The sequence below is a fragment of the Streptomyces sp. 8P21H-1 genome (assembly GCF_013302945.1).
In genome coordinates this window covers 1-623 of the sequence record NZ_JABTYA010000278.1, presented here as the reverse complement: position 1 = coordinate 623, position 623 = coordinate 1, and the positions used below count along the sequence as shown (strand labels likewise).

Annotated in this window: 1 protein-coding gene; it reads right to left on the bottom strand. The window is 77.8% G+C overall.

Features of this window, described 5'->3' with window-relative positions; translation table 11 throughout:
- On the bottom strand, window positions 1-623 hold a 623-nt coding region (locus HO151_RS05945), incomplete at both ends, for a phosphopantetheine-binding protein (RefSeq protein ID WP_173895049.1).

The following is a 623-nucleotide window of genomic DNA, read 5'->3' as shown; positions in this document are numbered from 1 at the left end:
CCGCCGGGCCGCCGGGCTCGACACGGGCGGTCAGGGCGGGGTGCGCGGCCAGGACGGACTGAAGGGCCAGGCGCAGCAGCAGCGGGTCCACGGGCCGGTGCAGGCGCACCGCGACGGACTGGTTCCAGTGCGCCCGGTGCTCGCGCACCTTCTCGAAGAACCAGGACTGGACGGGGGACAGGTCCGGGACCGCGCCAGGGGTGGACGCCGCGGGGCCGGCCCCGGGCGGAGCCGCCTCGGGAACAGGCTCAGGCATGGGTGCGGGCACGGCTGCCGGGCCGTCGGCGAACGAGGGCGCGTCATGCGGGGAGGGGGACGGGGGAGGGTCCGCCGTGGTCGGGGCCGAAGCGAGTGAGCGGGCCAGGGCGGCCGGGGTCGGGTGCCGGTAGATCCGGCGGACCGACAGGTCGAAACCGGCTTGCCGCAGCCGCGCGGCCAGTTGCACGGCGGTGATCGAGTCGCCGCCGGCGGCGAAGAAGTCGACGTCGTCGACGTCCTTCCCGGGAGCCGTCTCCAGCAGCTCCCGCCATGCCTCGCGGGCGGCGGCCAGGGCCTTCTGCCCGGAGACGCCGGAGACGCCGGAGTCACCGGGCCGCGGCGCGGCGCCCTCGGGCGCCGCGCCG